This is a genomic window from Candidatus Amarolinea aalborgensis (genome assembly GCF_900491745.1).
Classification (GTDB): Bacteria; Chloroflexota; Anaerolineae; order SSC4; family Amarolineaceae; genus Amarolinea; species Amarolinea aalborgensis.
The window spans coordinates 418,531-445,407 of sequence record NZ_UETR01000001.1 but is presented as its reverse complement, the minus strand read 5'-3'; the positions used below and the strand labels follow the sequence as shown (position 1 = coordinate 445,407).

The 26,877-nt window shown below is 63.8% G+C and carries 22 protein-coding genes and 1 pseudogene; 8 read left to right on the top strand and 15 right to left on the bottom strand.

The features are described from left to right. The first annotated feature begins 99 nt into the window (after positions 1-99). Entirely contained in the window at positions 100-1,308 is a 1,209-nt protein-coding gene (locus ACPQ6D_RS01785) for an acyl-CoA dehydrogenase family protein (RefSeq protein WP_423222567.1), read from the top strand. A gap of 62 nt (positions 1,309-1,370) precedes the next feature. Here the strand turns inward: ACPQ6D_RS01785 and ACPQ6D_RS01780 are convergent, their stop codons facing one another. The 7 genes from ACPQ6D_RS01780 to ACPQ6D_RS01750 all read right to left on the bottom strand — a co-directional run bounded on the left by ACPQ6D_RS01780 (position 1,371) and on the right by ACPQ6D_RS01750 (position 5,873). Further along, complete coding sequence (locus ACPQ6D_RS01780) at positions 1,371-2,081, bottom strand: hypothetical protein (RefSeq protein WP_423222566.1); 711 nt, start codon at positions 2,079-2,081, stop codon at positions 1,371-1,373. Between the two features lie 72 nt (positions 2,082-2,153). Continuing rightward, positions 2,154-3,230 carry a phosphotransferase family protein gene (locus tag ACPQ6D_RS01775; protein ID WP_423222565.1) on the bottom strand — a complete coding sequence of 359 codons (1,077 nt, stop codon included), beginning with the start codon at positions 3,228-3,230 and terminating at the stop codon, positions 2,154-2,156. Between the two features lie 28 nt (positions 3,231-3,258). Continuing rightward, complete coding sequence (locus ACPQ6D_RS01770; RefSeq protein ID WP_423222758.1) at positions 3,259-4,458, bottom strand: acyl-CoA dehydrogenase family protein; 1,200 nt, start codon at positions 4,456-4,458, stop codon at positions 3,259-3,261. 160 nt (positions 4,459-4,618) lie between these two features. Then, on the bottom strand, positions 4,619-4,894 hold the full coding sequence (locus ACPQ6D_RS01765; RefSeq protein ID WP_423222564.1) for a type II toxin-antitoxin system RelE/ParE family toxin: 276 nt from the start codon (positions 4,892-4,894) through the stop codon (positions 4,619-4,621). Continuing rightward, positions 4,884-5,153 (bottom strand): type II toxin-antitoxin system prevent-host-death family antitoxin, encoded by a 270-nt coding sequence (locus ACPQ6D_RS01760; RefSeq protein ID WP_423222563.1) that lies wholly within the window; start codon positions 5,151-5,153, stop codon positions 4,884-4,886. Before ACPQ6D_RS01760 ends, ACPQ6D_RS01765 begins: the two co-directional genes overlap by 11 nt. A gap of 177 nt (positions 5,154-5,330) precedes the next feature. Next, complete coding sequence (locus tag ACPQ6D_RS01755) at positions 5,331-5,606, bottom strand: type II toxin-antitoxin system RelE/ParE family toxin (protein ID WP_423222562.1); 276 nt, start codon at positions 5,604-5,606, stop codon at positions 5,331-5,333. A 3-nt stretch (positions 5,607-5,609) separates the two neighbouring features. Beyond that, a complete protein-coding gene (locus ACPQ6D_RS01750) occupies positions 5,610-5,873 on the bottom strand; it encodes a type II toxin-antitoxin system Phd/YefM family antitoxin (RefSeq protein WP_423222561.1) in 264 nt (87 codons plus the stop codon). Between the two features lie 503 nt (positions 5,874-6,376). Here ACPQ6D_RS01750 and ACPQ6D_RS01745 point away from each other — a divergent pair. The 3 genes and pseudogenes from ACPQ6D_RS01745 to ACPQ6D_RS01735 all read left to right on the top strand — a co-directional run. After that, a pseudogene (locus ACPQ6D_RS01745) lies at positions 6,377-7,102 on the top strand (transporter substrate-binding domain-containing protein); the annotation flags it as partial. 210 nt (positions 7,103-7,312) lie between these two features. Next, positions 7,313-7,864: a transporter substrate-binding domain-containing protein gene (locus tag ACPQ6D_RS01740; RefSeq protein WP_423222757.1), complete on the top strand. Its 552-nt coding sequence runs from the start codon at positions 7,313-7,315 to the stop codon at positions 7,862-7,864. Between the two features lie 64 nt (positions 7,865-7,928). Further along, positions 7,929-8,792, top strand: coding sequence for an amino acid ABC transporter permease (locus ACPQ6D_RS01735; RefSeq protein WP_423222560.1), 864 nt, complete (start codon positions 7,929-7,931; stop codon positions 8,790-8,792). Between the two features lie 18 nt (positions 8,793-8,810). On the opposite strand, the gene ACPQ6D_RS01730 is transcribed toward ACPQ6D_RS01735, so the two are convergent. From ACPQ6D_RS01730 to ACPQ6D_RS01710, 5 genes are all read right to left on the bottom strand, one after another. Next, positions 8,811-10,682: a glycoside hydrolase family 3 protein gene (locus tag ACPQ6D_RS01730; protein ID WP_423222559.1), complete on the bottom strand. Its 1,872-nt coding sequence runs from the start codon at positions 10,680-10,682 to the stop codon at positions 8,811-8,813. 287 nt (positions 10,683-10,969) lie between these two features. Further along, entirely contained in the window at positions 10,970-13,198 is a 2,229-nt protein-coding gene (locus ACPQ6D_RS01725; RefSeq protein ID WP_423222558.1) for a serine/threonine-protein kinase, read from the bottom strand. Between the two features lie 174 nt (positions 13,199-13,372). Then, a complete protein-coding gene (locus ACPQ6D_RS01720) occupies positions 13,373-15,436 on the bottom strand; it encodes an SUMF1/EgtB/PvdO family nonheme iron enzyme (RefSeq protein ID WP_423222557.1) in 2,064 nt (687 codons plus the stop codon). 15 nt (positions 15,437-15,451) lie between these two features. After that, the gene (locus tag ACPQ6D_RS01715) at positions 15,452-15,973 is read right to left on the bottom strand and encodes a type II toxin-antitoxin system PemK/MazF family toxin (protein WP_423222556.1); all 522 of its coding nucleotides are present in this window, start codon (positions 15,971-15,973) and stop codon (positions 15,452-15,454) included. Then, positions 15,954-16,250: a hypothetical protein gene (locus tag ACPQ6D_RS01710; protein ID WP_423222555.1), complete on the bottom strand. Its 297-nt coding sequence runs from the start codon at positions 16,248-16,250 to the stop codon at positions 15,954-15,956. Before ACPQ6D_RS01710 ends, ACPQ6D_RS01715 begins: the two co-directional genes overlap by 20 nt. 76 nt (positions 16,251-16,326) lie before the next feature. On the opposite strand from ACPQ6D_RS01710, the gene vapC reads away from it, so the two are divergent. Next, on the top strand, positions 16,327-16,623 hold the full coding sequence (gene vapC / locus ACPQ6D_RS01705; protein WP_423222554.1) for a type II toxin-antitoxin system VapC family toxin: 297 nt from the start codon (positions 16,327-16,329) through the stop codon (positions 16,621-16,623). A gap of 134 nt (positions 16,624-16,757) precedes the next feature. Here the strand turns inward: vapC and ACPQ6D_RS01700 are convergent, their stop codons facing one another. Both ACPQ6D_RS01700 and ACPQ6D_RS01695 read right to left on the bottom strand, forming a co-directional pair. Further along, positions 16,758-16,937 (bottom strand): hypothetical protein, encoded by a 180-nt coding sequence (locus ACPQ6D_RS01700; RefSeq protein ID WP_423222553.1) that lies wholly within the window; start codon positions 16,935-16,937, stop codon positions 16,758-16,760. An 86-nt stretch (positions 16,938-17,023) separates the two neighbouring features. After that, the gene (locus tag ACPQ6D_RS01695) at positions 17,024-17,305 is read right to left on the bottom strand and encodes a type II toxin-antitoxin system Phd/YefM family antitoxin (RefSeq protein WP_423222552.1); all 282 of its coding nucleotides are present in this window, start codon (positions 17,303-17,305) and stop codon (positions 17,024-17,026) included. 294 nt (positions 17,306-17,599) lie between these two features. Here ACPQ6D_RS01695 and ACPQ6D_RS01690 point away from each other — a divergent pair, with 294 nt between their 5' ends. From ACPQ6D_RS01690 to ACPQ6D_RS01680, 3 genes are all read left to right on the top strand, one after another. Then, entirely contained in the window at positions 17,600-20,944 is a 3,345-nt protein-coding gene (locus ACPQ6D_RS01690; RefSeq protein WP_423222551.1) for an NACHT domain-containing protein, read from the top strand. Positions 20,945-21,018: 74 nt separating this feature from the next. Continuing rightward, a complete protein-coding gene (locus tag ACPQ6D_RS01685; RefSeq protein WP_423222550.1) occupies positions 21,019-22,110 on the top strand; it encodes a reverse transcriptase domain-containing protein in 1,092 nt (363 codons plus the stop codon). Further along, positions 22,107-22,442: a four helix bundle protein gene (locus ACPQ6D_RS01680; protein WP_423222549.1), complete on the top strand. Its 336-nt coding sequence runs from the start codon at positions 22,107-22,109 to the stop codon at positions 22,440-22,442. The genes ACPQ6D_RS01685 and ACPQ6D_RS01680 overlap by 4 nt, the downstream gene beginning before the upstream one ends. A gap of 825 nt (positions 22,443-23,267) precedes the next feature. Here ACPQ6D_RS01680 and ACPQ6D_RS01675 read toward each other — a convergent pair. Next, on the bottom strand, positions 23,268-26,714 hold the full coding sequence (locus tag ACPQ6D_RS01675) for an SUMF1/EgtB/PvdO family nonheme iron enzyme (protein ID WP_423222548.1): 3,447 nt from the start codon (positions 26,712-26,714) through the stop codon (positions 23,268-23,270). Between the last annotated feature and the right edge of the window lie 163 nt (positions 26,715-26,877).

The following is a 26,877-nucleotide window of genomic DNA, read 5'->3' as shown; positions in this document are numbered from 1 at the left end:
CCTGAGGAAAAAGGCGCCATGTGCGCTCGCTTACAGGTTAGAAAACGCCAATCATTGGCTTAACCGCTGATTCAATTTGCTCACAAAGGAGTGACGTTCATGGACTTTGGATTGACCCCGGAACATGTGCAGGCGCAGCAGATGGTGCGCGACTTTGTCCAAAAGGAGATTGCGCCCATTATCAAAGAAGCAGACCGCACGCAGCAGATGCATCCGAGCATCTTGCCGCGCATGGGCGAGCTGGGCATCCTCGGCATTTGCATTCCACAGAAGTACGGCGGCCAGGGCTTCGACTACATCACCCTCGGTTTGGTGTGCGAAGAGCTGGAAGCGATGGACACCAGCCTGCGTGTGGTGATGTCGGTGCACATGGGTCTCAACAGCCTGGCTATCCTGCAATGGGGCACCGAAGAACAAAAGCAGAAGTTCCTGGCGCCCCAGGCCAAAGGCGAGAAATACGCAATGTTCGGTCTGACCGAGCCGGGCGTCGGCAGCGACGTGGCGGCCATGTCGTCCAGCGCGCGCCGTGACGGGGATGAGTACATCATCAACGGCGAAAAGATGTGGATCTCGTTGGCAACCAAGGCGCATCACATCCTCTGGGTGGCGCGCACGAACCCCGAACGGCCTGATCCGCATGATCAGCTCAGCGCGTTCATCATCGAAACGGATCGCCCCGGCGTGACGCGAGGCGACATTCACGGCAAGTTGGGCGTACGCGCCGGTTCCACCGGTTGGGTCAACTGCCAGGATGTGCGCGTGCCCGCGGCCAATCGCCTGGGCGAAGAGGGCGAAGGCTTCAAGATCGCCATGTCCTGTCTGGACAACGGTCGCTACACGGTTGGTTCCGGCGCCGTGGGGTTGATTCGCGCCTGCCTGGAGGCCAGCACCAGCTACGCAAACACGCGCCGGGCGTTTGGCAGAGAGATCGGCAAGCATCAATTGGTGCAGGAAAAAATCGCCAAGATGGTGCGCGACTATGAGTACGGCCGCCTGATGACGCTCAAGGTCGGTTGGATGAAGAACATGGGCTTGCGCAACACCAAAGAGACCTCGCTGCTCAAGTGGTTTGCCACCGATGCTTCGTTCCAAGCGGCGCATGAAGCTATCCAAATTCACGGCGCCTACGGCTACAGCGATGAATACGATGTGGAGCGCTATCTGCGCAACTCACGCGGCGCCATCATCTACGAAGGCACGAGTGAAATCCACATGCTGATGCAGGCCGGTTATGCGCTGGGCTACCGCGCAGACGGCCCTCTGCGCTGCGAGCTGCCGCCGTATGATCCGGCGGTCTGGGAAAGCTAGGCAAGGTTCGAAAACAAGCGCCCCCGCGCGGGCGCCCGCGCGGGGGACGCCATTGTCAGCCGCTACGACTCCAGCTTCAAGTGAAATCCGCTCTTGACCCAAGCCACGACCGCGCGCAGGTGTTTTTGATCCTGCGCGCTGAGATCGCCGTACGTCTCACTCAGTTTGGACAGTAAACTCGTCAGGCCGCCTGCACCTGCGGTCGCGTTGGCGCCCGGCATCAATACGCTCAGCATGGCCGCCAGACCGCCGCTCGTGGCCGCTTTGCTCAAAATGCTCATGACCAACTTCTTACCAGCCTCCAGGTCAGCCTCGGTGTAGATCTCAGCCGCATGTTTGGCCAGGTCTTGATCCAGGGTCGAGCCAGGGCGCGGCGCAGGTTGGGTGCGCCGCGTGCCGCCCGCGGCGGGGGGCGGCGTCGTTGGCTTCGCGGCTGAGCCGCTGCCGCGACGCACGCCGCTCGTGCGTGGTCGCGGCGTGGTCTTGGGTTTAGCTGCGCTTGCCGGAGCGCCCGCCGTCTTGCCCCGCGCCGTTGTCTTCGGCTTGGCCGCTGCGGTTTGACTGTCCGCCGCCTTGCGTGCGGCCGTCTTCGGCTTGGCGGTTCCCGTGGGTTGCGATGCCCGCTTGGGGCGCGCTTCTGCTCCCCCCGACCCCGTCGCCGAGACTTTGCGCCGCGGGGAGGCCTTGCGCGCAGGCGCCGCCTGATCCTCAGCCGCGGCGCTTCCTCCGATATTCGCTGCGTGCCCTATGCCTAGCCTCTCAGTCTCACTCATCACACCCCTCCCATCCTCAATCTCCGGTCTCCGGTCTCCGATCTCTGATCTCTGATCTCGCCTCCACGCACCTCAACCAAACAGCCCCGATAGGCGCTGCGTCTCGATGGCTCGCATCATCATCTCACCGTTGACGCGCACCAGGTGGATCAAACCAGCAAAGCGCGGGTCCTGCGTATGTCCCTGGCGGTAGCGGGCATAGATCTGCTGCACGATGACGGCCACCTTGAACAGCCCAAAAACCAGGTAGAACAGGGCGTGAGTTGCCTCGCGGCCGCTGGCTGCTGCGTAGGCATCCACAAACTGCTGCCGCGTCAGATTGCCCGCAAGCGCAGTGATGCCAAAATTGCGCAGCAGCTCAGGATCGCCAGCCTCAGCCCAATAGCCGAGGGTCGTGCCCACATCCATCCACGGATCACCCACGGTCGCCATCTCCCAGTCGAGCACGGCGCGGATGTGCGTCAGATCGTCTGGATCCAGCACGACGTTGTCGAACTTGTAGTCATTGTGAATGAGCGTCGCGCCAGCCGCGCCCTGGTCGGGCGGCAAATGAGCGCTCAGCCAGGCCGCAGCCTCAGTCATAGCAGGCACATCGTCCGTCATGGCGTTTTCATAACGCTGGATCCAGCCGCTGACCTGGCGTTGGACATAGCCCTCGGGCCGGCCCAGGTCCGCAAGGCCGGCGGCGTACAGGTCAAGACGGTGCAGGGCCGCCAGGTTGTCAATCAGCGCGTGGCACAGCGCAGTCATCTGGCCGGGCGTCAAGCTGAGGCCCGGCGGCAGGCGGTTGCGCAGAATGACCCCGCTCACGCGCTCCATGACATAGAACGGCGCGCCGATAATGCTCAGATCATCGCTGTAGAGCAAGGGCGCCGGCGCCTTGGGGTAGACCGGCCGCAGCGCGCAGAGGATGCGATACTCACGCGCCATGTCATGGCCGGACTTGATGGCCGCGCCAAACGGCGGCCGGCGCAGAACAAGCTGCCGCTCGCCGAGCCGCAGCAGATAGGTCAGGTTGGAAAAGCCGCTGGGAAACTGCTCGATCACCAGGGGGCCGGCGGCGCCAGGCAGGTTTTCCGCCAGGAAGACGGACAGGCGCTCCATGTCAAGCTGTTCGCCGGGCCGCACCGTGCGGGCCTCGTCAATCATGGCTCACTCCTTTGGCAAGCGCGCAGCCTCAAGCCAAAATCGAGATGTCAACGCCGTAGGCCTTCATCACCTGGCGGGCGACCACGGTTTTGTGAACTTCATCCGCGCCGTCGTAGATACGCGCCGCGCGCTCGTGACGGTACCAAAACGCCAGCATGGTGTCATCGGTGACGCCGAGGCCGCCGTGCACCTGGATGGCGCTGTCGAGCACGCGGTTGAGCACATTGGCGACATAGAATTTGATCAGCGAGATGTCGACGCGCGCGCCATGCGCGCCCAGGGTCTCGATCTTGTGTGCCGTATCCATGACGAGCAGCCGCGCAGCGTTGATCTCAGCCCGGCGCTCGGCAATGGCGTGCTGCACCGACTGCTGCTGCGCCAGCGGCTTGCCCGGCGCCAGTTCGCGTGTCGCGGCGTAGGCGCACATCAGGTCGAAGGCGCGCTCGCAGATGCCGATCCAACGCATGCAGTGATGAACGCGGCCTGGGCCTAACCGCTCCTGCGCCAGGGCGAACCCGCTGCCTTCCGCGCCGATGAGGTTGCTGGTTGGCACGCGGCAATTTACAAAGCGCAGTTCGCTGTGGCTGGCCCAGCCATCGCCCTCCTCGCCCATGATCTTGATCTTGCGCACATGCTCCACCCCCGGCGCGCCGCGTGGGACGATGATCTGGCTGGCGCGCTGGTGCAGCTTGGGCGCTTGCGGGTTGGTGACAGCCATGACAATCACGAAATCCGCGCCTTCGAAGCCGGTGACAAACCATTTGTGGCCGTTGAGGACATATTCATTGCCATCATGCACGGCCGTAGTGCTGAGCCAGACCGGGTTGGAGCCGGCGTGCTCAGGTTCAGTCATGGCGTAGGCGCTGCGGATCTCGCCGGCGGCCAGGGGCGCCAGGTAAACGGCTTGCTGCGCAGGCGTGCCATGATGCAGTAGAAGTTCCTGGTTGCCAATGTCGGGCGCGTTGCAGTTCAGCACATAGTGACCGAATGGACTGCGGCCTAACTCCTCGCTGACCTGGGCAAAAGCGGTCAGGGAGAGGCCGGCGCCGCCCAAAGCAGGCGGCAGATGCGGCGCCCAAATGCCAAGCTCGCGCGCCAGGCCGCGCAGCTCGGCCAGGCGGGGAAGAATGGCCCCGACGCCCACTTGCAGCATGAGCGGTTCCAGGGGCAGGAGGTGTTCGTCACGAAAGGCCCGAATCTGGGCCAGCAGCTCAGGTAGATCGGTCATGACCACGCGTGATGGCGTCTCCTTTGCAGGTGGATAAATGGGAGGGAACACGGGCAAGGCATCCACAACGATTGTAGCCCGTTCTACGCGGGAACGCAAGAACGCCGGGCTGCGCAGGGGCAGTTCAAGGTTTTACCGTAGGGGACAAGGTGATCTTAACTCAGTACACATCTCCGTGGCTGCCAACGTTCACCAGAATAATCTCCTGCTCGCGCACTTCCAGTTCGATGGTGATGCGATATTGGATGGTTATGGAAACCGCATGCAACCCCGTCAGTTGTCCATGCAGCGCGTGCAGCCGCAAGGAGGCGTGAAATGGATCGCTCTCTAGCAGCGCCAGCGTTCTATGGTAGCGCTCCAGGAGGTCTGGATGGCGCCTAAGGAAGCGCCTCTCAATCTTCTCGTAGCTTGCGGTGAAGATCAGGTTATAAGGCATCGCTGCGATCGCCTAGAATTCTGGCTATATGCTCATCCGCAGTCTCCCGGCGCAAGCGGCCAGCCGCGATGTCTTCCCTGGTCCGCAACCAGGCAGATGCAATCTCACACTCACGCAGATAATCGTAATGTGCGATGTCCATCACCACGTAACGCGGCTTTCCCCTCACACTGATCACAACTTCTTGTTCATCCTGGAGGATGCGTTCGATGTCCGAGACACCCTTCGTCTTAAGATCATTCGCCGTGACAGCGACCATGTTTCACCTCGCGAAGCCCATAAACGGTTTAACGTACGATTATTAGTACGATTATATCACGATGAATCATCCTGTCAATTAAGAAGCTGGTTGGCAATCAGCCGGGGCAGATAGATCCCAACCGTGCCTGGGACGAGTAGCGTGAAGATCAGATTCTTGGCCAACATTGCGTTGTTCCTACCGATACACCTCGTCATGGCTGCCGATATCGAGCAGGACGATTTCTTGTTCCGTCATGACCACGGTCAATGTGATGCGGTACTTGTAGGTGACACTGATCGCCTCAACGTCTTTGAGCTTGCCGCCGAGGCGATGATATTGCAGGTGGGGCTGGAACGGGTCGTTTTCCAGGTCGCGCAGGACCGCAGCGAACTTTTCCCGTAATTCCGGATGGCGTTTGACGAAGTTCGCAGCCGAACGCGCAAAACCAGCAGTCCAGACCAGGGTATACATGTCTCAGTCTTCCAGGCTCAGTTCTTTGATCAAATCGTCCGCTGTACCCCGCTTCACTTTCCCAGCACGAAGGTCTTCCAGTGAGGCGCGCACACGCAGCACGTAGGCTTCAGCCTGCGCTTCGATCAGCTCCTTGTACCGTGATTCCGAAACCACAACGTATTGCGGCTGGTTGTTACGAATGATATGGACATCTCCTTGAGCAATGAGCGCGTCGACCGCGGCGATGCCACGCCGTTTGATCTCCTGAGCAGGGATGGTGTTCATGGTCTTACTCCATTTAGTACGTAATTCAGTACCAGTTCAGTATACTCCTGCGCTCTGGGGCCGTCAAGTAAGAGAAGCCGGCGCATCCATACTAATCCCTCAACCGTTTGCTTCCTGCTCATCGCGCGGGCATCGTGCGGGTGAGCCGACTACCAAATCTAGGATATAGGCCGCCGCGGTGGTATACTTCCGCCCAACGGTGCACATGATGCGCCCGGCGCCTGGCGGGAACGCACCGCGTGGATGATACAAAAAAAATGGAGAAGAAGATCATGAGCAAACGAACCTCTCTGTTTAGCCTGCTGTTGATCGTGGGTCTGCTGCTGAGCGCATGCAGTCCGGCCACGCCCGCGGCGCAGCCCACCGCCGCGCAACCGGCCGCCCCCACCCTGCCGCCGACCGTTGCGCCGGCGACGGCGCCCGCCGCGACGGACACGCCGGCGGCCGTGTCCACCGATACGCCGGTTGCATCATCCCCCACGGCAGCGCCGCCTGCCGCCAGCGTGGATGCAGCCGCCTACAACAACCTGCCCGATCTGAAAGGACGCAAGATCAAGGCGGTGACGGCGAACGACTTCACGCCGCTGAACTTCATTGACGCCAAAACCGGCAAGGCCGTGGGCTGGGAGTACGATGCGGTGAACGAAATCTGCCGCCGCCTGAACTGCGCCGTGGACTGGCAGGTCAGCTCGTGGGACACCATGATCGCTGCGGTCAAGGCCCGCCAGTTCGATGTCGGCATGGACGGCATCACCATCACCGAGGAGCGCGCCAAAGAGGTGGACTTCTCCATCCCCTACCTGCGCTCCGAACAGTTCATGCTGGTGCGCGCGAATGAAGACCGCTTCAGCACGCCGGAGGAGTTCAAGGCCAATCCCAAGCTGCTCATCGGATCGCAGGCCGGCACCACCAACTTCTACGCCGCGGTCTACAACGTCCTCGACGGCGACGAGAAAAACCCGCGCATCATCATCTTCGAGACCTTCGGCGCTTCCGTGCAGGCGCTCATCAAGGGCGACGTGGACATGGTGCTCATGGACAAGACCTCCAGCGCCGGCTACATCGGCGCCAACCCGGATAAACTCAAGCTCATCGGCGATCCTCTCGCCGGCGAAGACTTTGGCTTCATCTTCACCCCCAAGTCCGACCTGCGCGCCCCCTTCGACCAGGCGATTGCCGCGCTCAAGGCCGACGGCTTTCTCGATTATCTGAGCAAACGCTGGTTCTTCCTGACCGATCCGACCGGCAACGACGCGTACCATCGCCTGCCCGATCTAGAGGGGCGCAAGATCAAGGCGGTGACGGCGAACGACTTCACGCCGCTGAACTTCATTGACGCCAAAACCGGCAAGGCCGTGGGCTGGGAGTACGATGCGGTGAACGAAATCTGCCGCCGCCTGAACTGCGCCGTGGACTGGCAGGTCAGCTCGTGGGACACCATGATCGCTGCGGTCAAGGCCCGCCAGTTCGATGTCGGCATGGACGGCATCACCATCACCGAGGAGCGCGCCAAAGAGGTGGACTTCTCCATCCCCTACCTGCGCTCCGAACAGTTCATGCTGGTGCGCGCGAATGAAGACCGCTTCAGCACGCCGGAGGAGTTCAAGGCCAATCCCAAGCTGCTCATCGGATCGCAGGCCGGCACCACCAACTTCTACGCCGCGGTCTACAACGTCCTCGACGGCGACGAGAAAAACCCGCGCATCATCATCTTCGAGACCTTTGGCGCTTCCGTGCAGGCGCTCATCAAGGGCGACGGGGACATGGTGCTCATGGACAAGACCTCCAGCGCCGGCTACATCGGCGCCAACCCGGATAAACTCAAGCTCATCGGCGATCCCCTCGCCGGCGAGGACTTCGGCTTCATCTTCACCCCCAAGTCCGACTTGCGCGCCTCCTTCGACCAGGCGATCAGCAGCATGAATCAAGATGGCTTCCTCGATCATCTGAGCAACCGCTGGTTCTTCCTGTTCAACGCCTCGGCGAAGTAGGGAGTGGAGTAACCCAGACTTCCGAAGTCTTGGAGACTTCGGAAGTCTGTGGAAAGGATCTGCCGTGGAAACTGACGCACATACCTCGCTGGCTGCACGCCTGCGCCAGATTCCGTATTGGCTGGTAATGACGGTCTTCCTCGGCCTGCTGCTGCTGTGGAGCATCCTGACCAGCCAAAATTACCACGTGATCTTCACGGCCATTGCCGCGGGCATGTGGGTGACGCTGTACGTGTCGCTGATCGCGTTCGCGCTCTCGATCCTGCTGGGGCTATTGATCGGCCTGGCGCGGGTGTCCGCGCAGCGTTGGGTGCGTGAGGTGGCGTCGTTCTATGTTGAGATCATCCGCGGCGTGCCCATGCTGGTCATCCTCTACTACATCGCCTTCGTTGGCGCGCCGGGGCTGGTGGATGGGATCAACCTGCTGGGCAAGGCGCTGCAAGGAGTGGGCCTGGGCATCCTGGGCGATCCGCTGGCCGGGCTGAGTTTGCGCGGGCTTGACTTCACGATGCGCTCCGTCATTGCGCTCACGGTGGGCTACAGCGCGTTCATCTCCGAAATCTTCCGCGCGGGCATTGAATCCATCGAGCGTGGGCAGGTGGAGGCCGCGCGCAGCCTGGGCATGAGTTATTGGCAGGCTATGCGTTATGTCATTTTGCCGCAGGCCGTGCGGCGCGTCCTGCCGCCCTTGGGCAATGATTTCATCGCCATGCTCAAGGATTCCTCGCTGGTCTCCGTGCTCGGCGTGCAGGACATCACCCTGCTGGGCAAAGTCTACTCCGCCAGTACATTCCGCTTCTTCGAGACCTACAACGTCGTCGCCTACCTCTACCTGGCGATGACGATTGCCCTCTCGCTGTTTGTACGCTACCTGGAAAAACGTTCACCAGCGGCTGGGCATGGCGGCGGCAGCCAGAGGCTGCGCTGAGCAGGCTGACGATCGCTTCTATGGCCGGAGACCGCTGCCCCGTGCATAGAGGCCGGGCAAATCTACGGGCAGCGCGCCGCGGGCCGGCGTCACGCCGCACAGCACGTCAGCCACAGCCGCCAGCGAGGCCGGCGCATCGCCGTAAGAGGCCAGATACGTCGAGGTGTCTGGAAAAGCGAGCAGATCGTACGGCGACTGCAAGGCCGCGACGACGAGCGGAGTCTGGCTCAACGCGTGGACCAGGCGCGCCTGCCCCGGTCGTCCGCGCGCGTCTGCGGTTCCCACTACGACCGCAGTCGCGCCCCGCGCTTGCCGCACCGCCTGGTCAATCTCGGCCGCGGTTGGGTCCGCGCTGACCGTCAGCATTTGCAGATTCGGATGACACGCGGCGAGCGCGCGCCCCAGGTTGCCCGCGTTCTTGGGCCAAACGACGAGCAGCGCGCCATCGGCCAGTAACGGCAGCCGGCCCTGCTCATCACGCAGCAGGGTCACGCTGGCACGGGCGATCTGCTGCGCGGCCGCCAGGTGGGATGCCTGCCCCAGCGCCTGCAGCGCGGCCTGCGGGTCTACCGGCTGCCAGGCGAGCAGCCCGTATTTCGCCTTGACCCGCAAAATGCGCTGCACCGACTCATCGAGCCGGCGGCGCAGTTCAGGATCGGCTCGCACCTGGGCCAACAAATGCCGATAGGCTGGCGCTTGTTCGGCCGGCGTATGACCCACATCCGCGCCAAAGGCCAGGACATCGGCCCCGGCGCGCAAGGCCAGCTCCGTCGCCTGGTTGACCCCATAGGTTTTGAAGAGCGCGCCCATGGTCATCGAATCGGTGACAATCAGGCCGTCGAAGCCCATCTCGCGGCGCAAGAGGTCTTGTAGGACCCGGCTGGAGAGGGTGGCCGGGCGCCCGGCGCTGCCTTCGAGCGCGGGGAAGAGCACGTGCGCGGTCATGATAGCATCCACGCCCGCGCCGATCGCCGCGCGGAAGGGCGCCAGCTCCACGGCGCGCAGATGGGCCATATCTTGGGTCACGACCGGCAGCCCGACGTGCGAATCCACAGAGGTGTTGCCGTGGCCGGGAAAATGCTTGGCCGTCGCGATAATTCCAGCCGCGCGGTAGGTCTCGATCATGGCAACGCCCAGGCGGGCCACTTCATCCGGAGAGGAGCCAAAGGAGCGCAGCCCGATGACCGGATTGTCGGGGTTGTCGTTCACATCGAGCACCGGCGCCAGGTTCATGTTGATGCCCAGCGCCTTCAGTTCGCTGGCCGTCACCTGGGCCATCGCGCGCGCCAGGTCGGCCGACCCGGCGGCGCCGACGGCCATGTTGCTGGGGAAGTGCGTGGCCGGCGCGGGCAGACGCACCACCGGCCCGCCTTCCTGGTCAACGGCCACGAACAAGGGAATCTGCGCGCCGTGCGCGAGCGCGGCGGCCTGCGCGGCGTTGATCAACTCGGCCGCCTGGCGGGCGCTCTGCAGGTTGTCGGCGATCTGAAACAGCACGATGCCGCCCACATGATAATCGGCAATCATGGTTGCAAGCGCAGGGGAGAGCGTGGAGCCGTCGAAGTAGACCAGGAATAACTGGCCGACCTTCTCTTCAAGGCTCATGCGCGCCACGAGATCGGCAACCTGCGGCTCCAGGTCGGCGGCAGGCGGGGTTGGCGTCGGCCGCGGCGCCAGCGTGACGGTCGGCTCGATCTTGGCCGGCGTTGGCTGGCTGGGCTGCATGGGGGAAACCACGGCGGTGGCGGCCGTGCGCGTGACCGGCGTGCGGTTGGCTGATGTGCACGCGCTTGCCAGGCTCACCAACAAAAGCAGTGTGCAAGCTGATCCCCACTTCAACCCCAACGGCCGGCGAAGCCGGGCGCGGGCGCGCCGCCTAAACAGAGACACAAACAAGCCAGGATACCTTTCTTCAATTTCAAAACGCTGGAGATGAACATGCGGGTCGGTCCAGGGCCGCAGGGCTTTCGCGATCCGTTTTACGGTCGGGCGGCGTTAGCGACCTTGCGGGCGAGACGCCCGCGCTCCCAGCCGTAAAACCCTCACACAAAGCCGCGAAGACACCAAGAGGTTTCTCCGCGTCTCTGTGTCTTTGTGTGAGCAATTCATGTCTGGCAAGCCAACATTTTCGTGCCAGGCGCGCATAGCCTTCCATTTGGTCGGGCGACGTTGACGTGTCACCGCCGGCGGACGCGAATCACCGGGCTGATGATGGCGGTTTCGTCGGGCAAGGCTGTCAAGCCGTTGACGCGGTTGGCCTGATCGCTGAGCGCCTGTGCTGAGGCCGGGTTTTGCGTCGCCGCCACAAAAGTCTCGTACGTGTAGCCAGCCGTCGCATACTGAGCATCCATCGCCCACTGCCCGGTCGCATCCGGCATGATTTCCTGCGCTGGGAAGTAGCGGCGCCCAAACGCCGTGGAACGCGTCACCAGGAAGGCGCGCTGGCCTGGCGCCAGGCTCAACAGCGTGCCCTTGACCGCCGACGTCTGGGCGACAGCCGCGCCATCTGCGGGCGACGTGATGAAGGCGATCCCGTGGGCGAGAGCCGTCACGTTGATCACATCGAACGCTTCAACGGCAAAGCCCTGCTGATCTTGGGGCATCGCGGGCGCAGCCGCAGGCAGCAGCACCATGTCGCACGACGCGGCCAGATGGCGCATGCTCACCCGCAGGTAGAGCGTCACGCGGGCAGTCTGCAAGGAAGGGGTAATGCGCACGCGCAAGAAATGCTGATCGTTCGCACGCCAGGGTTTGTACCACAGTTCGGCGAGCGGCCGCTGCACCGCCAGCGTTTGCGCTGGACAGAGCGTTCCGGCCTTCAGCACCTTGTTGCACGGAGACGACGCATCAATCACGCGCGCATTGGAATCGGTGACCTTGCAGTCGGCCCAGTCCACCGGCAAGATGCGCACGTCGGCATCTACGACGGTCATGTCGCCGCCGTCTGGCAGGGAGAGCGTGATCGAACCGCCGCCATTGGCCGCCGCCCCCAGGTTGCTGACCTGCACCTCGACCTCGAACGGCTCGCCGGGGAGGAAGGTCGAGGGCGCGTGAACGGCTTCGATCACCGGAATGGGCCGGGTCTTGGCTTGCGTTTGCGCCTGGCTGCGCGCGGCGGCCAGCGCCTGCGTGCGCGCATCGGCCGTAGCCGCAGCCGCCTGCTCCCAGCCGCTCAATGACGCCTGGACGATGGCTGTAGCGGTGGCGTTGGCGTCGGCCGTCGGCGTGGCCGTCGGGCCGCTGGGTGTATCCGTGGGCATGGCCGGCGCGGGCGTCGTAGCGACCGGTGGAGGGCGCAGCGTGGCAGTGACGAGCGCCAGCGGCGTGGCGGTCGCGCCGTTGTCCTGGTTTTGGCCGCGACCGCCCAGGCCGACCACGCCCACCACGAGCAAGACGATCGCGACCGCGCCAAGCGCGATCAGCGCCCAGCCTGGTGCAGGTGATTTGCGCGGCGCGGCGAGCGGGGCCGAGATTGGCCGCGGCCCCGCTGCGACCGGGGCCGGCGCGGCTGCCTCCGTCGGCGGCGCGACCAGGGTCGGCGGCGCGGCCACCGTGACCGGCGACGGCGTTACGGTTGCTCCCTGACGGAGCGCGGCCTCGACTTCTTGCCGAAACTCCTCCACGCTCGCCGGGCGATTTTGCGGCAGCGTCTCCAGCCCGTGCAGCAGGGCCTTCTCCAGCGCCGCGCTGAGGCCGGCATTGAGCACCCGCGGCGGTTTCAAGACCTCGCCGGCCATGCGCCGCACGCTATCCGGCGGCGTCTCCCCGGTCAACATCGCGTAGAGCGTCGCGGCCAGGGCGTAGATGTCCGACCGGTAATCAGTGTGCGCCTGGCCGCCGTACTGCTCCCAGGGTGAAAAGCCGGGCGTGACACCCTGCGCGCCCGCGATGGTGCTCTGGCCGCCGCCGCCCACCTTGCTCAAGCCGAAGTCCACCAGGAAGGCCTGGCCTTCCGGCGTGACCTTGATGTTCTGCGGCTTGATATCGCGGTGCAGGACGGGGGGATTCTGGCTGTGCAAATAGCTGAGCGCGTCGCACACCTGCGTGAACCAGGCGCTGACCTGGGCCGGCGCCTGGCGCCCGCGTGCGGCCAGCAGCTCGGCCAGGTTAGCGCCGCCAATGAAGGTCATCACCAGGTATTGTGCGCCATCCGCGGTGATGAAATGATCGCTGACCTTGGGCAAGTTCGTGTGGTGCAGGCGGGCCAGGACTTTGGCTTCGCGCTCGAACTGGATGCGCGCCTCTGGCGTGGCGAGCGTGTTTTCCTTCAACGCCACCCACTGCTCCAGGCGCGTGTCCCAGGCGCGATAGACCGCGCCCATCCCGCCTTTGCCCAGCAGGGATTCGAGGCGGTAACGATTTTCGAGCATCGTGCCAGGGGGCAAAGGATTGGATGGTAGAGGCATCAGAACCTCCTGATGGTGGTCGGGGCCGGCCTGGTGTGCCCGGCGTGAGTCTGCCGGGGCAACTAGATTATAGGTGATGGGGTGCGAATCAACAAGCCGAACGGTGTCATTGGCCGAGGCGCGGGTGCGACTCTTAGCCGACTGAGCTTGATGCCGCGATCATCGTGCCAGGGTTCAGAGGCCAGGCAAGATCACGCGGAAGCCCACGTCGCCGCTTTGGTTATCAGGGCTACCGCGGTAGCGGAGAGCAGAGCGCACGTGATGTGCACCGTTATGCCAACTGCCCCCGCGCAAGGCGCGCCGCAGATCGGTTCTGCTGGCATCCTCGCGGCCATCACGCGGCTCGTAGGGATAGGCAAAATCGGGCGCTTCCCAACGCTGGCCCCAGGCACTGCGCGTCCACTCCCAGACATTGCCTGCCATATCGAGCACGCCGTAGGGACTGGCGCCCAACGGGAAGATCCCCTGTGCGGTGGTGTCGCCGCCATCCGCGTCGTAGTTACAGCGCGTTCTGTCCGGCGCCTCATTGCCCCACGGGTAGATCCGCCCATCGGCGCCGCGCGCGGCCTTCTCCCATTCGGCCTCGCTCGGAAGCTGCACGCCCGCCCAGGCGCAAAACGCCAGGGCGTCCATCCAGCTCACGCAGGTCACCGGGTGTTGGCCCTTCTGATTCACATCGCTGCCCGGCCCGTAGGGTGTGCGCCAACTCGCATGCTGGCGGCGCTCCCACTGCGCGCCGCCCCACACAAAACTCCAACCGGCTTTCTCGCCCGACGTCACATAACCCGTAGCCTGTACAAACGCCGCGAACTGCGCCACCGTGACCGGTACGCGGCTGATGCGGTAAGCAGGCAAGATCACGGTGTGCTGCGGCAGTTCATTGTCCCGCGCGTGTGGGTCTATCTGCCTGTCGCTGCCCATCAGAAAGGGGCCGGCCGGAATCTCCACCCAATCAAACGCGACCCGATGCGGCGCCGCGTCGATTTTGGGGCCTGGCTCGACCTTATCCGATCTGACGACGGGCGTGGGCGCCGCGGACGGCGTCGGCGTGACTTCGACTGCCGCCGCCTGCTTCAACCCAACCGCAGGCGGCGGTGCGGGCGACGGCGCCGGGGTCACATCGAACAGGGTTCCGTCGGGCGCGCGCATCGTGAGCACGGGCGTGCCCCATTCCACGGTGTTGCCTACGACCAGGCTCACCGTCTTGCGCCCTTCGCTTACCGCAGCGTCCACCGGTAGGCCGTCGGCCACCGCTTCGTAGAAAGCGCGCGCAAATTCGAGCGCGGCGCGATCGGTGATGACATCCTGCATGGCCAGCACGGCGGGCACGCCGCGCCGCGCCAGGATCGTGGCCACGCTGGCAAAGACGTCCCGTTGACTGCCGCGCGCGCCTTCGCACGCGTTGAGAACCACCAGGCGCAGCGCGCGTTGATCGGCCAACAGGCGCGCCAGCTGCGTGGCAAAGAGCGGCTGCGACTGACCGGCGTCGTCGGTCAACACCACCAGGCCCTCGTCGCTCTGCTCGTCATAGCCGCCGTGGCCCACAAAGTGAAAGATGTGCCACGGCCCCGTGCGCAGCGCGCGCTGCACAGCCCGCACCGTGGATGCGGATAACCAATTGAGCTCGAGTTGGCCGCTGGCCTGCAGCGGGGCCAATGCACGCTCGATGCGCGCCTGCTCCTCGCGCACATCGAGGGGCGCCAGGTCGCGCGGCGCGGCCACCACGCCGAGGATGCGCAAGGGTTTGACCACGCGCAAGGGTTGGATGGCCTGCGGCAGCTCCGGGTAGCGAATGATGGGTGTGTTGCGTGACAGGCAGAGGTACTCGCCCGCGCGGGCGTCGAACAGGTATTCCCAGGGAATCACGGCCAGTTCGGGCGGCCGGATGCGCAGGCGCAGGCGCAAGCCAAGGTCGGCGTTGACGGCCTGCATCTGGCTAACGTCATAGCGGCTGCGTACTTCACCCGTGAAAAGCGCATCGAAGAGGAGCTGACCGAACTCTTGCACGGCGCGTTGGCTGGGGCTGAGCGCGGCGCGGCGCGGGCTGCCGGAATCGAGCAGCGCGGTGTGCAGGTTCGTCAGGAAGCTGGCGAGCGACCGTTCGTCGGGTGGAAACTGCATCGTGCTGCGCGCCTCGCCCGCGGGCGAATAGAGCACCGTGACGGGATAGGCGAGGCCCGCGCCCGGGCCAATCTCCAGATCGAAGTCGAGGTAAGTGGATGGGTCATGAGATGGCATGGGTTCCCCCGCGGGTTATGGACTGGGCGCTAATGCCGCAAGCGGCAATGCCAGCAAACGCTCGGGCTGCGCCTGGCGATGCTTGCTCGCAGAAAAGAACAAAACGGCCTCGATAGCACGCTCAGCTAGCGCCTGCACCTGATGCACAGGGTATTGAGTTAACGCCGCAGTGGCAGCGAGTTCTTGCAAAGACGCCGTTGTCAACTCCAATGCGCGACACATGCGGCGCCCAATCTCGTCCAAATCGCGCGTGCTAAGACGTCCAACGCGGTGTAGAATCAGAGAAGGTTCGACGCTGAAGATGATGGGTTTGAAAGCTGAGGGGAACTTCAAGTTGGCCGCCCGCCAGTCAACGAGAATGTAATCAACAAACGCCGTCGCGACAGCCAGATTTGTGGTTATAGCCCCCAATATCAGATCGGGTTCGGTTGCATGGTAAAGCGGGGCGCTGAGTACGACCGCTGGCCGGACTTTCTGTTCCCGCAAATTCGTGAAAGGAACAGGAACTAAAACAACGTCACCCCTCCGGTACGCCATAAAGATCTCTCCAGTTGTCGTATACGGCATCCGGATCGTTGTCCCAGACGTGGAGAAGTGATGGCTCGGACAGGCGATACCATGCTTGGCGATCGAAGTCCTGGTCAAGGACATCGGCGAAGCTGAACAGGATATCGAGTGCCTTCTCAACCACGCGGCTTTCACTTACCTGGCGAGTCTCTGCCAGGCTCTTGAGACGCCTGACCTGATCAACCGGAAGCATGAATTCTCGCACCACAGAGTCGGGAAGTTCGCCAGCCACGCCTATTACAGACATACTCTCGTCCCCCCTTTAAGCATGGTCACCGTGACATGATGGGTGGATTGTACCATATTCGTGCAACGATCACAATATGTTATGTTGCGTCAAGGGCATCGAGGTGCTGCAAGGCTTTCGCAACGATGCCGATTTCGAGGCCGCACGGCGGGCGCTGGGCCGGTTTCGCCAGGTCACCATGCTCGATCTCGCGCTGCAGAGCGCTCGCCACACCCTTGCCTTGCGCAAGCTCGGCATTACCGTGCGCAAGACGATTGACGGCTTCATCGCCACGTACGCCATCACTTATGGTCACGAGCTGCTCCATGCCGATGGCGATTTCGATCCCTTCGAAGCCCACCTGGGTCTGCGCGTCATTCATCCGAAGACATAAGAGGAAATCCCCTGGCCCAGGGTTGGTGGAGACGCATCGCGTGCGTGACCAACGCTCGTCACACCGAAGACGTGACCTACGGGTGGCACGGGTGTTCTGTCGCGCCGCATGTCTGGCGTGACCGACGCCCGTCACTACATTAGTGCGTCCAGGCCCTCGTAGGTCTCCGGTCCCGTCTTCATTCTGATCCGCAAAATCCAGAGCGTCTGCGTGTCAAGTTCGACCTGGTAGATCCAGGCGCCAGCCGTCAACCTTGATTTTTCGCCGATTGGGATGGCCGCGTAACGCTTCAGAATAAGTTGGTTCGGGGTCATCGGCCAACTCCGAGATGATACGTCTAAACCGCTGACGATAGTTGCCAGGCACGCGCAACAAGCTATGATCCGCTTCTTTGGAGTATCTAGTCCGGTAACGCACCAGCCGCCTCTAGCGCGTCAATACGCGCCCACACTTCCTCATGCGAGTACGTCTCTTCGCCCGCCTTAATGCGTACCATCATGGCATCGGCTGTTCGGTTGTCTTCTTCATCCTCAAGCCATTCCTGTAGGCGCGTCCAAAGATCAAGCCCGATCAAAGCCCCGATGTTATGACCATTGTCAGTCACGACGACGGGTGATTCAGCCAGCAAGCGTTTCACGTCCGTTGCCCGCCGGCTCAGTTCCGAAAGAGATAATGCTGTCATCCGGCCCCTCCTAAGTATGGTCAGCGTGACATGATAAGCGGATTGTACCATAATCGTACAGCGATCACAACATGTTATGTTGCGTCAAGGGCATCGAGGCGCAACTCACGTTGGAGGCGGGCCAGACGTAGTCCATTGTCCACCGCAGGGTGGACTTCGTACGCGTGGCTGCGACTTCCAGTCGCCCGGCCTGCACCCCCCAGACGCTCGCAGATTGATCTCTCTGCCCAACTCCGATATAATGGGAGCAGATACGTTCCGCCTGCGCCATGCCGTTCAAAAGGAGTCCCGCCCATGCCCGACCCAGTTTCCTTATCTGCCCTCATCATCGGCGGCGCCATCGGCGGCGCCGCCGAAGTTCTCGTCGGCAAGGCCGCCGATAAGACGCCGAATCTGATCCAACGCGCCCGCAGCCTGTTTGAATTCTCGCAGCAGGTTCCTGCGGCCACCGTCAACGCAGGCATTCAGGCCGCGGTCGAAGCCGCCCGCCAGGAGACGCTGCATCGGATCAAGATAGGTGAACTCAAGCTCGACCTCCAGGTCGCCGACGAGATGGCCGCCCTGCTCGACCACCCTACGTTCGCCGCCGACATCGCGAACCAGGTGCTCTTCGGCGGTCTCCCCGATTTCGACCGCCTGGCCGCGGCCTATATCAACCAGCCGCGTCGCCCCGGCGCCACCCGCTGGGACAACCTGGAAGAACCCCTCCTCGATTTCTTCAGGGCCATCAAGTCCCACCTGCAGGCCGATCCGCAGTTCGGCTCGCTCGTGCGCGAGGTCGAACGGTTAGCCACCCTGACGCGCCTCGATGACCGCAGCCAGATCATCGCCGATGCCACCCGCCAGGCCGTCGCCGTGCAAGAGCGCATCGCCGGTTCCACGGCCCACAGCGCGCTCAGCCTGGAGAACCTGGTGCAGATTGCATCCCGCCAGGAACAGATCGGATCTGGAATCCGTGATCTCTTGGCCGCAGTACTGCGCGCACGCGGGCCAGAGGAGATCGAACCGGCGCCCACGGCGGCCGGCCTGCTGACAGAAGAGATCACCTATTTGCGTCTCCTGCAGAACAAGTGTAACCGCCTCCCTCTCGCCCTGGCATCGGACACCCGGGCCACAGGTGCTCGGGATGGGGCGCAAGTCGAGCTCGCCCGCGTCTATGTGGATCTGCAGACCACGTCCGATTCCCCCTGGGATCTCGTGTTCGACCGGCTGGGCGTCCCGCACGCCGAGCGTGACAAAGCGACGCGCGCGTGGCGCAAGCTGGACCAGGCGGCTGGCAAACGCGGAGAACGGGAGGCCTTCGCGGAGGAAATGACCCTCGCCCACCTGGGCGGGCGTCTTGATTTCGACAAACATCCCTTGAAAGCGTGGGCCAAGGACGAGGAGAGCTTACGCGCCGCGCTACAACCCATGACCGCCCTGGAAGCCCTGGCCCGTCACAAACGGTTGGTGCTCTTGGGAAAGCCCGGCTCCGGCAAGACCACCCTGGTCAACCACCTGGCTTTCACGCTGGCAGGCGCTCTCTTGAGTCCCGGTATGGACTGGCTTACCGTCCTGCAGGAGGCCTTCGCGGCTCCCCTCTTTCCCATCCGTGTCGTCCTGCGCAGTTGGAGCGCAAAACTACAGGCGGACAGCCGCGCGGGCGTGGAACTGGCGTACGCGGCCCTCACCACAGCGATCGGTCTGTCCGACCGCAAACGCCTGCTCGCACGCCTTGAAAGTCCTTCAACCCTGATCCTCTTCGATGGCCTGGACGAAGTGCCGGCCGGGGATGGCGATGCGGTTGACCGGCGCCGCCTGGTCGTTGCCAGCGTGCAGGCCTTCTGCGTGGCTCATCCGCACTGCCATGTCCTGGTCACCAGTCGTGTGAAACCCTACCGGGAGCAGCAGAGCATCTACCAGATGCCTGATCTCCCTGTATTCGAGCTGGCCGATCTGGATACGGCGCGCATCCAACGCTTTACCTACCGCTGGTACGAAGAACTGATCCGCATCGAACGGCTGTCGGCCGTGCAGGCAGGCGAAGCGCGCGATCAGCTCTTACAGGCCATCAATCGGCGTCGTGAACTGGCGACGATGGCGGGCACGCCGCTCCTCTTGACCATGCTGGCGCGAGTCAATGCGCGCGCGGGCTTGCCGGACAGCCGCGCCGAGCTATACGACGAGTGCGTCGAGCAGTTGCTGTGGGAATGGGAGAAGGGTAAGGCCGCGCAAGAGAGCGAAGGACCGGCGACGCCGGTGCGCGGCCTCTATGACCTGCTGCAGGATGGCGATGTGAAACTGAACCGGGCCGATCTCGAGCAAGTCCTGTGGGAGATCACTTACCGGGCGCACGGCCAGAGCGGCCGCGAAACCGTTGATCTGCCGGCCGACCTGCTGGAAAAACAACTGGCCCTCAAACATCCCCACCGGCACAGCGGCAAGGCGTGGGCCAGTCAAGTGGTAGATCTGATGCGTGAGCGGGGCGGATTGTTGGTGGAAAGCGAGCCGGGGCATTTCACCTTTCCGCATCGCACCTTCCAGGAATACCTGGCCGCGCGCGGGCTGTTGGCGCAGGCGGATCCAGGTGAAAGAGCGGCCGCGTTGGCCGGCGACGACACCTGGCGTGAGGTCATCTTACTGGCCTGCGGTTACTTGACCTTCAAGGGACAGCGTAACATCCTGCGGGGTATCCTGGCCAGCCTGGCTGCGGGCGCCTTCGAAACGCCGGAGGAGTGGCGTCGGCTGTTGGTCGTCGCCCAGGCATGGCTGGAGTCCGGGCCGCACCGGGATCGCGATGCGATTGGTGCGGACCTGCGCAAAAAGCTGCCGCCCGTTTTGACCGCGCTGATGCAGAGCCCAGCCGCGCCGGCATCCCAACGCCTGGAAGCCGGCCTGCTGGCCTCCGACCTGGGCGACCGGCCCGATGATCTCGACGCCTTTGTGCCCATCCAGGCCCAGGCCAGGCTCGGCTACGACTTCCGCATCGGCAAGTACCCAGTGACCAACGTTGGATACCATCGCTTCGTGGAAGCCGGCGGTTACGACCGCAGCCGGCCCTGGTGGACTCCGCAGGCTATCAAGGACATCGAGTACTTCCAGAAGGACTATGATCCGAAGGAACCCTGGCCAGATGGGCCACGCTTCCGGAACGACAGCCGCTTCAACCACGCTACGCAGCCTGTCGTCGGCATCAGTTGGTACGAGGCCAACGCCTACTGCACCTGGCTGACCGGGGAGCTGAGACGGATCGGGCAACTGGATCAGGCTGAGGCAGTGCGGTTGCCCACCGAAGCCGAATGGGAATGGGCGGCTGCCGGTCAATCAAAACGCAAATACCCATGGGAGGGCGATTTCGCCGCGTGGCGCGCCAACACGAACGAAAGCGGCTTGCACCAAACCACACCGGTGTCCATGTACCCCGGCGGCGCTACGCCCGAGGGGGTGTACGATATGGCCGGCAACGTCTGGGAGTGGATGCAGGATGACTATGCGTCGGGCAAGGCGCTGCGCGGCGGCGCCTACTGGAACGACGCCACGGGCGTAGGTTCGGCTGCCCGCAGCGACGACCTCCCGAGGAGCAGGAACGACGACGGGGGTTTGCGGGTGGTAGTCGTCCCCGTCTCTCGTCTGGGGCCGGTTCTGGTTCCTGGCTCCTAAATTCTGATTTCTGCTCTGCGGTCGCCGAGCAAAGCTCGGCGACCGCGCGCCATTTTTTTCTGGAGGGGTGCTTCATGGCGCAGGTCTTTCGTCATCTCTTCCCCCAGGTCGTCGCCTGGGAGAACCTTCTGCTGGCCTGGCGCAAGGCCCGCAAGGGCAAACGCGGCCGCCCCCCGGCGGCCACGTTCGAGTCCAACGCGGGCGAGAACCTGCTGGCGCTGCAGGAGGAACTGACAACGCACCGTTACGAGCCTGGCGGCTACGTCAGCTTCCACATCCAGGAGCCAAAGCGCCGCCTCATCTCGGCCGCCCCCTTCCGCGACCGCGTCGTGCATCATGCGCTCTGCAACGTCATCGAGCCCCTCTTCGAGCGCCGTTTCATCTTCGATTCCTACGCCAACCGCGTCGGCAAAGGCACGCACGCCGCGCTCGATCGCGGCCAGGAATTCGCCCGCCGCTATCCTTTTGTCTTACCGTGCGATGTGCGCCAATTTTTCCCCGCCATTGACCACGCCATTCTCGAAGGCCGCCTGGCGCAGCTCATCGCCGACCCCGACGTCCTCTGGTTGTGCCGGGTCATCCTGGCCAGCGGCCGCGGCGTCCTCAGCGCCGAATACGCGATGGACTGGTTCTACGGCGACGATCTCTTTGCTCCCTTGCGTCCACGGGGCCTGCCCATCGGCAACCTCACCAGCCAGTTCTGGGCCAACGTCTACCTCAACCCGCTCGACCACTTCATCAAGCGCGAGCTCAAGTGCCCAGCCTACCTGCGCTACGTGGATGACTTCCTGCTCTTCGCCGATGACAAAGCGACGCTCTGGCGCTGGCGCGGGGAGATCATGGCGTTCCTCGATGCGCAGCGTCTCAAGCTGCACGAGCGCCGCTGCCACCCGCAGCCGGTCACCGAAGGCATCCCCTTCCTGGGGTTCGTTGTTTACCCGCATCAGCGCAAACTCAAGCGGCGCAAGGGCATTGCTTTTCGTCGCCATTTGCGCGGCCTCCTTGCGCGCTACCGCGCCCGCGAGATCCCCCTGCGCCGCGTGACCGCGTCGGTGCAAGGCTGGGTCAACCACGTGCGCTACGGCCAGACCTACCACCTGCGCAAGACGGTCTTCAGAGCCACACCCATCAAACCGCCAGATCGCAAAAGAAAGTTAGCGCCATGAACGAATCACCGGTCTTTACCAAGACGCACGACCTGCTGCTGTGGCTTCTTTTGACTACACGCAAGTTTCCGCGCGACCAGCGCTTCGTCCTGGCCCGCCGTGTGCAAGACCAGGCCTTCGCCCTGCAGGACGCCCTCGTCGCCGCCGGTCTCGACCCGGTCAACCGCCTGCGCCACCTGGCGCTGGCCGACCGCGCGCTCGCCGGGCTGCGCAAGACGCTCCTCTTGTGCCACCAGATGCAGCTGCTCAGCGACGGTCAGTATCGGCACGTCAGCGGCTTGACCGCCGAAGTAGGCAGGCTCATGGGGAGTTGGATCGCCAAGAAGGATTAGGAACGGCCCGACCCAAGCGCCGTGTTGCAGACGCAGGGGCCGGGCCTCGACGCTATATGCCCGCAGTCTCCGTGCTGACTGCGGCCAGGACCGGATCGCGCCGTCTCTCGTTTCCGCACCGGGGCGACGACGCCAGGCGGCGCCGCCCATTACTGGCGGGGACGTGACGCAGTCAGGAGAGTCGTGGACGACTACCACCCGCAAACCCCTGTTGTCGTTCCTGTTCCTCGGGTTGTTGTCGTTGCGGGCAGCCGAACCGACCCGGCCCTACAACAAGGGGCATGACCCCTTGATTGCCAAAGAGAAACCTCATGACGAACCCTGCACGCCAGATTGGGCAACTACTCAGCCTGCCCCCGGCATCGGATGAATCCGACGCCTGATACCCCTGGAAACCCGCTGAAGCTGGTTACGGGCGGCGTTTCGAACCTGCTTCAGCAGGTTTCCGCCATTTCAGCCGCCGATTTCAATCGGTGGCAACGGATGGCCGAGGAGTTGCCAGATGGACAGGATGCACAGGATTTTCGCCCCCTGGCGCGCAAAACAATCAGCCTAAAGAGCCAAGTATCCTGTAAATCCTGTGAATCCTGTCAGCCGATTCGACCCGGCCCTACAACAAGGGGCATGACCCCTTGATTGCCAAAGTGAAACCTCATTCCGAACCCTACACGCCAGATGGACAGGATGCACAGAATTTTCGCCCCCTGGCGCGCAAAACAATCAGCCTAAAGAGCCAAGTATCCTGTAAATCCTGTGAATCCTGTCCACATTCCTGGCAGACTGAGCAGTCATCGTGAAAAAAATCCGAATGGCAGAATCCAGAATTCAGAAGCCAGGAACCAGAACTGGCCCCAGACGAGAGTCGGGGACGACTACCACCCGCAAACCCCTGACGTCGCTCCAGTTCCACGGGGAGCCGACGAAGCGGGCAGCCGAAGTAGCTCCTGTCTTGCCATCATACCACGATCCACCCTTGAGCCGCGGCCAACCATCCTTGTCCACATCGCTCGTCCACTCCCACACATTGCCGGCCAGGTCCCACACGCCCTCTGGCGTACGACCATCAGGGTACATCCAGACCGGGGTGGTCTGCTGTAAGCCGCTCTCCTCTGTGTTAGCCTTGGCCGGGTCGAAGGCGCCGCCCCAGGGATAGGCGCGGCCGTCCGTCGAGCGCGCCGCTTGCTCCCATTCGGCCTGCGTCGGCAAGCGCACGACCTGCTCGCTGGTGATCAGACCCTTGCCGCGCAGGTGGTCGGTCAGCCAGACAGCGTAGGCGTTGGCTTCGTACCAGCTCACGCCGACCACCGGCTGCGTGTCATGGTTGAAACGAGCATCGTCCCACCAGCGCGGTTCGGTCCAGCTGTACTCTCGTTTGTATTTCTGACCTTCCTCACTCCACCACCGCTTCTCATTCTCCGCCGCATAGCCGCCGGCCTCCACAAACCGCCGATACTGCTTGTTCGTCACCGGATAGCGTCCCATGGCAAACCCCCACCCCGGCGCCGCCACGAACTCATCCAGCCCCGGCGGCTCGACCCCCAGGGCGTCCAGCAGCAAGCCAGCGTCCAGCCGCTGCCGCGCAGGTAGGCTGGCCGCGTGCATGGCCTCGGTCAGCCGCGCCGGCACATCGGCCATCACCCGCTCGCGCAGCTTCTCCTTCTCGGCCTCCTTCACCCACTTCGGCCCCCGCAGGCGCGTGTAGGCTTCGCCCAAGACCAGCACCCGCTGCCAGTCAACCGCGCTGGTGGGCGTAGCCGGCAGCAGCTCGTCAATCACCTCCAGCGCGTCGTCGTAGCGGCCCAACACCGACACCTGGTGACCCAAGGCTAAGAAGATCGCCTCCTGCCACTGCTCCTGATCTACCTTCTCCCTGAACTTGCGCACGAAGTCGCCCGTCGCCAGCCAGCGCGCGGCCAGGTACTCCTGGAAGGTGCGGTGCGAAAAGCGGTAGAGACGATTCTGTTCCACGGCATAGATCAGCCCAGAGCGGTCGTCCATCAGCTTCAACACACCCACCGCCCACGCCGCCTTGGTCGCCTCATCGCCCGTATGGATTTCCTCCAACGCCTCCCGGATGGTGGCCCGGCGGATGTCCACCACACTGCGCTGCCCTTCCGCGCCGTGCACCGTGTACGCCAGCTTGTTCAGGGCGCGCTCCAGGCTGACCGTCGAAACCCCGGCCTGGCGCAGGAGAATCTCCAGTCCCGTCGGCTGCCCCTGGTCATCCAGCTTCGTGTGCTCCCACTCCCACAGGAGCATCTGAACATATTTCTCATACAAGGCTGCCTGGCTCTCCGGCAGGCCGCGCTCGTAGTTCACGCGCGCCATCATCGTCAGCAGCAGGGGCGTGCCCCCCATCTCGCGCAGCTCCCCCCGCGCCGGGTCGTCAATCGCCCCGATCAGTCGCTGTTGCGCGCTGGCCGCGGCCGCCGGCTGATAGAAGCCGGCCCAGGTCAGCTCGTCGTGCCAGCGCTGCAAGAACTCGCCCGCGGCTGGCCGCGTCAGCGGCGCCAACTCCACCGCGGGCAGCGATAGGCGGTAATGCTCTCCCTCGCGATACGGGCGCTGGCGGCACGTCACGAGCAGGGGAACCTGCGGGTAGCTTGTCACAAAATGCTGCACCGCGGCCAGCAGGCGCTGGCGCCGGTCCACGTCCGCAACCTCGTCGAGGCCGTCCAGCAGCAGCAGCACGGTAGGCGGCGTGGCCGTCACGCGCGCCAGGAAGTGCTCGGCCTGTCGCGATCCGTCCATGCTGCCGCTGGCCTTGAGCAAGCGCACACATTCGCTGATCAAGTCGTCCGCGCAGCCCACACCTTCCTTGGGCAAATGGGCGGCCCAGCGGCTCAAGACGATGCGCACCGGCAGCAGCCAGTGGTCGAAGGCCCCGGCCAGCGGCGTCGCCCAATCGCGTTCGCTCTCCGGCAGATCGTCACGCACGGCGGCCGCCAGCGCCGCCGCCAGCCGGCGGGTCAGCGTGCTCTTGCCGCTGCCCGGGTCGCCCAGGATGACCAACTGCCGGTGCTGACCAATCGCCTCCAGCACGCTCAGGCTGGCCAGGGCGGAGCGCAGACTTCCTTCCGCGACCTTTAGCTGCTTTTCTACTTTCTTCGCGCGCTCGCCTTCGCCCTGGCCGCGCTCGCCGACGAATGCCCGCAACGCTTCGACGGTGAGTCCCTCTTTGCTGCGTCCGCTCCGGTCGAGCATCGCTTCTCCCGGCGTCTCGCGCACAGCCTTGCGCAGCACCGCTTCCGCCTTGGCGCGATTGGCCGCGCTGAATCCCAGCCGGCTGTAGACTCGATCCATCTCTGGCGGCGTCGTCGTGTCGAGATCCACGTAGATCTTCTGCAGCCGCGGCCGCCGGTTCTGTGCCGCATCGGGCGGCGCACCGCCGCTCGCCAGGGGCACGTCGCTGCACTCCGCGTACACTCCGCGCAGGTAGGACTTCTCCAGGTCCGCCAGGTCAAGGGGGTGCAACCGCCGCGCAACCGCCTGCGCGATGCCGTCGGGCAGGACAGCCATCTGCTCGCTGATCTGGGCCAGCACGCCGTGTAAAGCCAGCGTGTTGCGGTCAATGCTGGCCAGAGTTGCCTCCGCGCGAAACTCACGCAGGGTCGGGCCCCACACGTCATCCAAGAGCAGGCTCCGATCCAACTCCTGCAAGAAGCGCAGCAGCGGTCGCTGGCTGGCAACCCAGCGCTCTTCGCCCATGCGTGGCCGGAACTCCTCACGCAGCCGGTTGGCGTCGGGTCGCTCGCCGAGCAGCAGAATCTCGGCCACGCGCAGCAGAAACGGCGGTTGGTCGAGCAGTTGGCTCAGCGGGGCGCCGGTCGCATCCGCCTCGCCCTTGAACTCAGCCCGCGCCCGGTCGGCCGCGTCCGCAACGAGGTCGCGCAGCCGCGCCTGGCGCATCTCCTTCTCTCGGCCGCGCAGTTGCGCGACAGCCTGGTCGAGCGCTTCGGGTTGGTCGGCCAGCGTTTCGAGGCCGGCGTCCAGCCCTTGGTTGAGCAGCGTATCGAGGATCACGGTGCGCTGTAGGTATTGGGTGTAGCGCGCTGGGTTGATCTTCTGCACCTGGGCCAGCAGAAGTTCTTGCGCGTTCCGGCGTTCGCAGTATTCCACGAGCAGCTGCACGCGCTGCGAGCGCGACTGACCGGCGGTAAAATCGTTGTAGACCGAGCGAAAGTAGTCGTAGGCCAGGCTGGTGAACTGCTCATCGCTCAAGGCCGTGAGCAACAGCTCACGCAACGCAGCGGAATTGAATGATGTGGTCATGGCGCCTCGCCAATTCGGAGTTGGGCAGTTATCAGGATGGGCATCGCGAATTTCCGGGATGGTGGTTGTTGTGATGCAGTGGCATTGAAGAGGTGCACGATGCTCTCCACCGGCTGGAGCTGGTGTTCCTGGTTGGCGTCGAATTTGAGTTGGAGTTTTGCGG

Excerpts from the sequence above, each read along its gene's own strand:
- ACPQ6D_RS01765 (WP_423222564.1), bottom strand. The coding sequence starts at position 4,894 with ATGCCTTATAACCTGATCTTCACCGCAAGCTACGAGAAGATTGAGAGG.
- ACPQ6D_RS01675 (WP_423222548.1), bottom strand. The coding sequence starts at position 26,714 with ATGACCACATCATTCAATTCCGCTGCGTTGCGTGAGCTGTTGCTCACG.
- vapC (WP_423222554.1), top strand. The coding sequence starts at position 16,327 with ATGTTATGTTGCGTCAAGGGCATCGAGGTGCTGCAAGGCTTTCGCAAC.
- ACPQ6D_RS01740 (WP_423222757.1), top strand. The coding sequence starts at position 7,313 with ATGATCGCTGCGGTCAAGGCCCGCCAGTTCGATGTCGGCATGGACGGC.
- ACPQ6D_RS01690 (WP_423222551.1), top strand. The coding sequence starts at position 17,600 with ATGCCCGACCCAGTTTCCTTATCTGCCCTCATCATCGGCGGCGCCATC.
- ACPQ6D_RS01720 (WP_423222557.1), bottom strand. The coding sequence starts at position 15,436 with ATGCCATCTCATGACCCATCCACTTACCTCGACTTCGATCTGGAGATT.
- ACPQ6D_RS01685 (WP_423222550.1), top strand. The coding sequence starts at position 21,019 with ATGGCGCAGGTCTTTCGTCATCTCTTCCCCCAGGTCGTCGCCTGGGAG.
- ACPQ6D_RS01750 (WP_423222561.1), bottom strand. The coding sequence starts at position 5,873 with ATGAACACCATCCCTGCTCAGGAGATCAAACGGCGTGGCATCGCCGCG.
- ACPQ6D_RS01760 (WP_423222563.1), bottom strand. The coding sequence starts at position 5,153 with ATGGTCGCTGTCACGGCGAATGATCTTAAGACGAAGGGTGTCTCGGAC.
- ACPQ6D_RS01785 (WP_423222567.1), top strand. The coding sequence starts at position 100 with ATGGACTTTGGATTGACCCCGGAACATGTGCAGGCGCAGCAGATGGTG.
- ACPQ6D_RS01700 (WP_423222553.1), bottom strand. The coding sequence starts at position 16,937 with ATGACCCCGAACCAACTTATTCTGAAGCGTTACGCGGCCATCCCAATC.
- ACPQ6D_RS01680 (WP_423222549.1), top strand. The coding sequence starts at position 22,107 with ATGAACGAATCACCGGTCTTTACCAAGACGCACGACCTGCTGCTGTGG.
- ACPQ6D_RS01780 (WP_423222566.1), bottom strand. The coding sequence starts at position 2,081 with ATGAGTGAGACTGAGAGGCTAGGCATAGGGCACGCAGCGAATATCGGA.
- ACPQ6D_RS01715 (WP_423222556.1), bottom strand. The coding sequence starts at position 15,973 with ATGGCGTACCGGAGGGGTGACGTTGTTTTAGTTCCTGTTCCTTTCACG.
- ACPQ6D_RS01755 (WP_423222562.1), bottom strand. The coding sequence starts at position 5,606 with ATGTATACCCTGGTCTGGACTGCTGGTTTTGCGCGTTCGGCTGCGAAC.
- ACPQ6D_RS01710 (WP_423222555.1), bottom strand. The coding sequence starts at position 16,250 with ATGTCTGTAATAGGCGTGGCTGGCGAACTTCCCGACTCTGTGGTGCGA.
- ACPQ6D_RS01695 (WP_423222552.1), bottom strand. The coding sequence starts at position 17,305 with ATGACAGCATTATCTCTTTCGGAACTGAGCCGGCGGGCAACGGACGTG.
- ACPQ6D_RS01775 (WP_423222565.1), bottom strand. The coding sequence starts at position 3,230 with ATGATTGACGAGGCCCGCACGGTGCGGCCCGGCGAACAGCTTGACATG.
- ACPQ6D_RS01725 (WP_423222558.1), bottom strand. The coding sequence starts at position 13,198 with ATGCCTCTACCATCCAATCCTTTGCCCCCTGGCACGATGCTCGAAAAT.
- ACPQ6D_RS01770 (WP_423222758.1), bottom strand. The coding sequence starts at position 4,458 with ATGACCGATCTACCTGAGCTGCTGGCCCAGATTCGGGCCTTTCGTGAC.